This is a genomic window from Desulfosporosinus sp. Tol-M2, from assembly GCF_059735615.1.
This window is the reverse complement of record NZ_JCAIJG010000022.1, coordinates 1-5,892: the sequence shown is the minus strand read 5'-3', so window position 1 is coordinate 5,892 and position 5,892 is coordinate 1. Positions and strand designations below refer to the sequence as shown.

The window sequence follows — 5,892 nt, the reverse complement described above, 5'->3', positions numbered from 1 at the left end:
CACGGCACCCTCTAAGACCATTCCTTCGCCATTCCGCCTGCTTTCACCATCTCCAGCCCAGAGGTGTAATCTCGCTGAGCGGGACTCACGTCATCCCTAATCCAGGTTTTTCTTGAACTTTGCCGACGCGATTGCCACAAAAACTATAGCAAAGGCACATAACGCCAACGTGTCCTGCCAAAGATACTGAATCCCAACTCCTTTGAGGAAGATACCCCGTACGATTTCCAGAAAATAGGTCAAGGGAAATAACCCGCCCATAATTTGCAGCAGCTTGGGCATTGTTTCGCGGGGAAAGATAAAGCCGGACAACAGGATGGAAGGCAAGAGCAAAACAAACGTCATCTGCATGGCCTGCAACTGCGTCCTGGCGATGCTGGAGATCAAGAGACCTATAGCAAGAATGGTAACCAGGAAGATGGTGGACAGAAGGAAAAGGAGCGGAATACTTCCGCTCGGTACAACGCCGAACCAGAACATTCCCGTCACCAGAATCAAACTCATGGAGATAAATCCGATAAATACGAAAGGCAGGAGCTTACCCAGCAACAATTCCAGGGAGCGAATCGGGGTGACGACCAATTGCTCCATGGTACCGCGTTCCTTTTCCCGCACAATAGAAAATGAAGTCAGAATGGCAATCACATTTTGCAGGATAAGACCGATTAAGGCTGGGATATTAAAGACCATGGATTTCATGTCCGGATTATACCAAACCCTGGTCTCCAGATTTAACGGCATTTCCGGTCCGCTTACCGTACCCAGAGTTGCAAGACGTTCACTCTGGAGCTGCAGCGATTTGTTCAGACCAAGCATCTGCACCGCAGACATAGCAGCCCGCGCTACGGTGGGATCGGAGCCATCAACCAAAACTTGCACTCTTGCCTGTTTCATACCCTGAATTTTCTTGCCGTAATCCGGAGGAATGATCACTGCCGCCCGCGCTTTGCCACTGTCCAAATAACCTTCAATCTCCCCATAGCCTTGGACGAAATTATCCGGATCTAAATACTGAGTATTGCGAATGGACGTAATCAGCTCCCTGCTCTCCGCCGTTTGGGCTTGGTCCCAAACCACCGTGGGCAGGTGCTCGACATCAGTGTTGATAGCATAGCCAAAAATGAGGAGCATGACAAGTGGCATGGCAATAGCCATAATTAAGCTGGCCCGATCACGCCGGATATGGAGAAATTCCTTTTTCAGGACAGCCATAAAACGCACCCGGGAAAAGCGCTGCATCAGCCTCGCCCCCATTTCTTCAGGGTAAGGTTACGCGGGTCGTCTGCAGCTTCATGTTCAACATAATAGATGAAAAGATCGTCCAAATTATCTTTCGCTTCCCTTAACTTCATCTCTGCCGGCGAACCAAAAGCGATTAAGCGCCCGTAAAAGATAAATCCCAGGTAATCACAGGTTTCCGCTTCATCCATGTAATGGGTGCTGACCAAAATGGTCATCCCTTCTTTGGCCAGCTGATGAATCAAGTCCCAGAAAAATCGCCTGGAGACCGGATCCACTCCAGACGTCGGTTCATCCAGGATGAGCAGTTGTGGACCATGCAGTAAAGCGCAGCCTAAGGCCACCCTTTGTTTCCAGCCGCCGGAGAGCGCATAGACAAGCTGCGACGTTCTGTCTTCCAAACCTAGCAGTTTAATCACCCGTGTTTTCTCAGCTCGCGCATTTTTCCCCCGCAAACTGTATACCCCGGCGTAAAAGTCAAGATTCTCACTTACCATTAGATCTTCATACAGGCTAAACTTTTGGGACATATAACCGATGCGCTGTTTGATTTCCTCAGGCTGAGTGAGGACGTCATAATCAAGCACGGTGGCTTGTCCTTCTGTCGGCACCAAAACACCGCACAACATGCGAATGATGGTCGTCTTACCCGCCCCGTTCGGTCCGACAAAACCCATTATTGTCCCGGGAGGGATCTGAAAGGTTACCCCTTGAACTGCCGTGTACGTGCCAAACCGTTTGCTTAGGCCCTGGCAATCAATGGCCAGCTTCATTTTTCCTCACTCCTCTACTGCAGGGTCACATCCGCCGGCATACCCGCTTTCAACTGGTCTTGACCTTCGGTAATAACCAATTTGACCGCATAAACTGTACTCGTTCTCGCCTCTTTGGTCTGCACGTTCTTGGGCGTGAATTCTGCTTGGGTACTGATGTATTGGATTTGCGCCTTGAACGTTTGGCCGGGATAAGAATCGACAGCGACAGAAGCCATGCCACCCACTTTCACCTGATTAAGCTTGGCTTCCGGGATATAGATTTTGATCCACAAACTACCCGGATTAAGGATTGTTACCAAAGTTGTGCCGGGGTTGACGACTTGACCTGGCTCAACATGCTGATAGAGAACTTGACCGGCAGCCGGGCTTTTGATGATTAATTTGCTTAAGTTCAGTTCTGCTGTTTTTACGGACTGCGCGCTGACATCCACAGCCGCTTTCTGGGCCTGAATTGTTGGTTGGGTATTTCCGGCGTGAGCTTGGTCAAGACCGGTCTGGGCTACATCGACGCTTGCCTGGACACTCTGATATTGAGCTTTCAAGGTATCCACTTTATTTTGCTGAGCATCCAAATCCTGTTTACTAATTGCTCCACCCTCAAAAAGTTTTTGATTTGCAGCCAGTTTATCCCCTTCAAATTTTAGACCGGGTTCCAGAGCTGCCAGATTGGCCTTTGCCTGGGTCACGGCATACTCCAAACGTCGAATTTCCTCCGCCCGTGCCCCTCCTAAGAGTTCATTGAGTTTGGCTTGAGCCTGAGCCTGTTGGCTCTTCGCGGAATCCAAAGCAATTTTGGCCTGACTGTCATCCAGTTTGGCTATTATGTCGCCGGCTTTGATCATCTGACCTTCATGCACCGGCAAGTCGACGATTTTACCGCCCAGTTCCGGCTGGACTGGAAAATTCGTTCCTTCAATCGTACCTGAATAAGTGGTCGGGTCAGAAGACCGATCATAGTAATGTCTGTAACCGAAGAATGATAAGGTGATTAGGACCAGAATAACGACAATGACTGCAAGTTTCTTTTTCATTTCTTCTCCTCCTGCTCCTTAAGACTCAAGACTATTCACTGAATATTATCATACATAGCATTCCTGTCAATCCTGATACTATCCACATCCTTGCACTCATATGCAGGTAAGAGCGATTCACATGAATTAGTTATGATAAACTATACATTAAATAAAGAATAGTTTATACTAATTATTAAAAAGGATTGTGATTATATGTTACGTCCAAAGGCTCTATCCATTTTTCTTATAAGCACCATTGTTCTTGTCTGCTCAATTATTCTTGCCGGGTGTGCGCCAACCCAAAAAGATGCTGCTCAAGCCCCGGCTGAAAAACTCAAAACGATTAACGCCTCGTACGTCTCACGACCCATTAACGTCCCTTCCGTCGTCGCCCAAGAAAAAAAGATGTTTGAAAACGAGTTTGCTAAAGATAGCATCGAGTTCAAATGGCATGAGATTACAGCCCCGAGCAACCAACTGGAAGCCCTTGCTGCCAAATCCCTTGATTTCTCCAATAGTCTTAATTATGTTTCTACGATTTTAGCGAAAGCTAACGGAAATGACATCAAAATCGTTTCCTCCTATTCCCGCTTTCCCAAAGGAATAAGTCTGGTCATTAAACCTGATGGATCAATAAAAACAGTTGCCGACCTCAAGGGTAAGAAAATCGCTTTACAAAAAGGAACAATGTTACACGAGATGTTAATCCGGGCTTTATCCGAAGTGAATCTGACAACGCAAGACCTTGAACTGGTTGATCTGGATTCCAGTGCAGGGGCAGCTGCTCTGGCCGCAGGACAGGTCCAGGCCACCATCCTCCCTGAGCCCCTGCTTTCCAAGGCTATTGCATCCGGTAAGGTTCAGAAATTACGCTCAGCGGAAGGATTAATTCCGGGCTTAACCGTCATTGCCGTACGCAGTGAATTCGCTAAGACTCAACCTGAAATAGTGAAACGCTATTTACAAGTCCACAAGGCTTCGAACGATTGGAGCCAAGCCAATCTTGAAGAAGCATTGGCTATGACCGCAAAACAAAATCAAATGGATATCCAAGGGGTGAAGGCCCTTTATCCCGAATTCACCTTCGAGATGAGTCTTAATCAAGTTAAAAATGATTTACTTAAATCTGCTGACTTCTTACAAAAAGAGGGTATGATCCGTGCCACCGTAGACATTAATAAACTCGTGGACGAGTTAGTCGATTCCACTTACCTTCCCACAAACTGATTTTTAGAGAGGGTCATATCTATGAAGGCTTCCGCCAATCACAAGAAAGACAAAACCTCAACTATGACGGGAGCGATTAGGCAACCAGCGTCAAAACGATTTTGCCTGAAATTGTTACAGGGATTAGTTCTTCCCTTATTTATTCTTGTCCTTTGGGAATTTCTTAGTGGTTTGGGCTGGTTGAATATCTACCTCATTCCACCGCCCTCCCAGATTTGGGACCGTCTTTTGACTATTGCAGGGAATGGTGAACTGCTAAGACATATAGGAGCCAGCCTGTACCGCGTGGTTTGCGGGTTTAGCCTGGCACTGTGTATCGCTCTTCCTTTAGGTTTCTTACTGGGCCTGGTTCCCGCTGTTCGAGGCTATTTATCGCCCTGCCTGAATTTTTTTCAGCAAGTCCCGGGTATCGCCTGGTTTACCATGTTTATCCTTTGGCTGGGGATTGACGAAGCTTCCAAGATTGCCATCATTGTTTATTCCGCCTTTTTCCCCATATTCCTAAATACTTTGCATGGTATTGCCAGCACTGACCCAAAACTGAAAGAAGTGGCTTACACCTTCGGCCTTTCTCGCTGGGGTCTGATTACACGTGTCTATCTCCCCTCGGCTGCTCCTTCCGTCTTTGTCGGTATGAGACTGGGTCTTAGTTTTAGTTGGCGTTCCCTGGTAGCAGCAGAAATGCTCGGTGCTTCCAGGGGTATTGGCTATTTGATTCAGGAGGGTCGTGAAATGGCTCAGCCCGATTTGATGCTCGTAGGAGTCCTGGTTATCGGCCTAACCGGTCTTTCCCTGGATTTTATTTTTCGCTATCTGGAAAAAAGATTCTTACCTTGCCAAGAAAAGGTTGATCCTCATGAGGTGCCCACATGGCAAATTTCCTAGAAATCAATGGAATTTCAAAATATTTTAAATTAGGCAAAGGTCAAATTCAAGTCCTGGAGGATCTTACCTTTAAAGTTTCTTCAGGCGAGTTAATTTGCCTGATTGGTCCCAGCGGATGCGGCAAGACAACCCTCCTAAGGATCATTGCCGGTTTGGAGAAGCAGACATCCGGTCAAATACTACTTGAGGGTAAAGCAATTGAGGCTACCGGTCGGGAAAGAGTGATGGTTTTTCAAGAACCCCGCCTTTTTCCGTGGCTCACTCTTGAAGAGAATATTGCGTTTGGGATTAAGGGGCGAGTTGAAAAAAAGATTCTGCGACATATCGTCCAAGAAATGTTGGAAATGGTCAGTTTAAGCGAGTTTGCTAAAGCAATGCCTCACCAACTATCCGGCGGCATGGCCCAAAGGGCGGCTATCGCGCGTGCTCTGGCAACGGAGCCCCTAATTTTACTGCTGGATGAGCCTTTTGCCGCTCTTGACGCGCAAACACGTTCCGAGCTCCAAAATGATTTCTTAAGATTATGGCAGTCTACTCATAAAACCTGCATCCATGTCACCCATGATATTGATGAGGCCTTAATCCTTGGCCAAAGGATTATTATCATGCAACCCTCACCAGGCAGCATTCGTGAAATTATCCCGGTCCCGTTTCCTTATCCCCGCTGCCCGGATGAACTTGACTTTATTACTTTGAAAAAGAAAATACGTGACTTATTTACATTCATCTGAAAAGAGACTACCTCATTCTTT

Annotated in this window: 6 protein-coding genes; 3 read left to right on the top strand and 3 right to left on the bottom strand. The window is 47.1% G+C overall.

Features of this window, described 5'->3' with window-relative positions:
• Positions 1-96 precede the first annotated feature (96 nt).
• The 3 genes from AC6I5A_RS00925 to AC6I5A_RS00915 are packed head-to-tail and all read right to left on the bottom strand — an operon-like array spanning position 97 to position 3,046.
• Positions 97-1,239 carry an ABC transporter permease gene (locus AC6I5A_RS00925; RefSeq protein WP_034610654.1) on the bottom strand — a complete coding sequence of 381 codons (1,143 nt, stop codon included), beginning with the start codon at positions 1,237-1,239 and terminating at the stop codon, positions 97-99.
• Complete coding sequence (locus AC6I5A_RS00920; protein WP_034610652.1) at positions 1,239-2,012, bottom strand: ABC transporter ATP-binding protein; 774 nt, start codon at positions 2,010-2,012, stop codon at positions 1,239-1,241. The genes AC6I5A_RS00925 and AC6I5A_RS00920 overlap by 1 nt, the downstream gene beginning before the upstream one ends.
• 14 nt (positions 2,013-2,026) lie before the next feature.
• Positions 2,027-3,046, bottom strand: coding sequence for an HlyD family secretion protein (locus AC6I5A_RS00915; RefSeq protein ID WP_034610649.1), 1,020 nt, complete (start codon positions 3,044-3,046; stop codon positions 2,027-2,029).
• Positions 3,047-3,241: 195 nt separating this feature from the next.
• Between AC6I5A_RS00915 and AC6I5A_RS00910 the strand changes: the two genes are divergently transcribed.
• Genes AC6I5A_RS00910 through AC6I5A_RS00900 form a run of 3 tightly spaced genes read left to right on the top strand, consistent with a single transcriptional unit; the run spans position 3,242 to position 5,871 of the window.
• Positions 3,242-4,255 (top strand): ABC transporter substrate-binding protein, encoded by a 1,014-nt coding sequence (locus AC6I5A_RS00910; RefSeq protein WP_034610647.1) that lies wholly within the window; start codon positions 3,242-3,244, stop codon positions 4,253-4,255.
• Between the two features lie 21 nt (positions 4,256-4,276).
• The gene (locus AC6I5A_RS00905; RefSeq protein ID WP_052167808.1) at positions 4,277-5,140 is read left to right on the top strand and encodes an ABC transporter permease subunit; all 864 of its coding nucleotides are present in this window, start codon (positions 4,277-4,279) and stop codon (positions 5,138-5,140) included.
• Complete coding sequence (locus AC6I5A_RS00900) at positions 5,125-5,871, top strand: ABC transporter ATP-binding protein (RefSeq protein WP_034610646.1); 747 nt, start codon at positions 5,125-5,127, stop codon at positions 5,869-5,871. The genes AC6I5A_RS00905 and AC6I5A_RS00900 overlap by 16 nt, the downstream gene beginning before the upstream one ends.
• Positions 5,872-5,892: the final 21 nt, after the last annotated feature.

Excerpts from the sequence above, each read along its gene's own strand:
- AC6I5A_RS00925 (WP_034610654.1), bottom strand. The coding sequence starts at position 1,239 with ATGCAGCGCTTTTCCCGGGTGCGTTTTATGGCTGTCCTGAAAAAGGAA.
- AC6I5A_RS00920 (WP_034610652.1), bottom strand. The coding sequence starts at position 2,012 with ATGAAGCTGGCCATTGATTGCCAGGGCCTAAGCAAACGGTTTGGCACG.
- AC6I5A_RS00915 (WP_034610649.1), bottom strand. The coding sequence starts at position 3,046 with ATGAAAAAGAAACTTGCAGTCATTGTCGTTATTCTGGTCCTAATCACC.
- AC6I5A_RS00910 (WP_034610647.1), top strand. The coding sequence starts at position 3,242 with ATGTTACGTCCAAAGGCTCTATCCATTTTTCTTATAAGCACCATTGTT.
- AC6I5A_RS00905 (WP_052167808.1), top strand. The coding sequence starts at position 4,277 with ATGAAGGCTTCCGCCAATCACAAGAAAGACAAAACCTCAACTATGACG.
- AC6I5A_RS00900 (WP_034610646.1), top strand. The coding sequence starts at position 5,125 with ATGGCAAATTTCCTAGAAATCAATGGAATTTCAAAATATTTTAAATTA.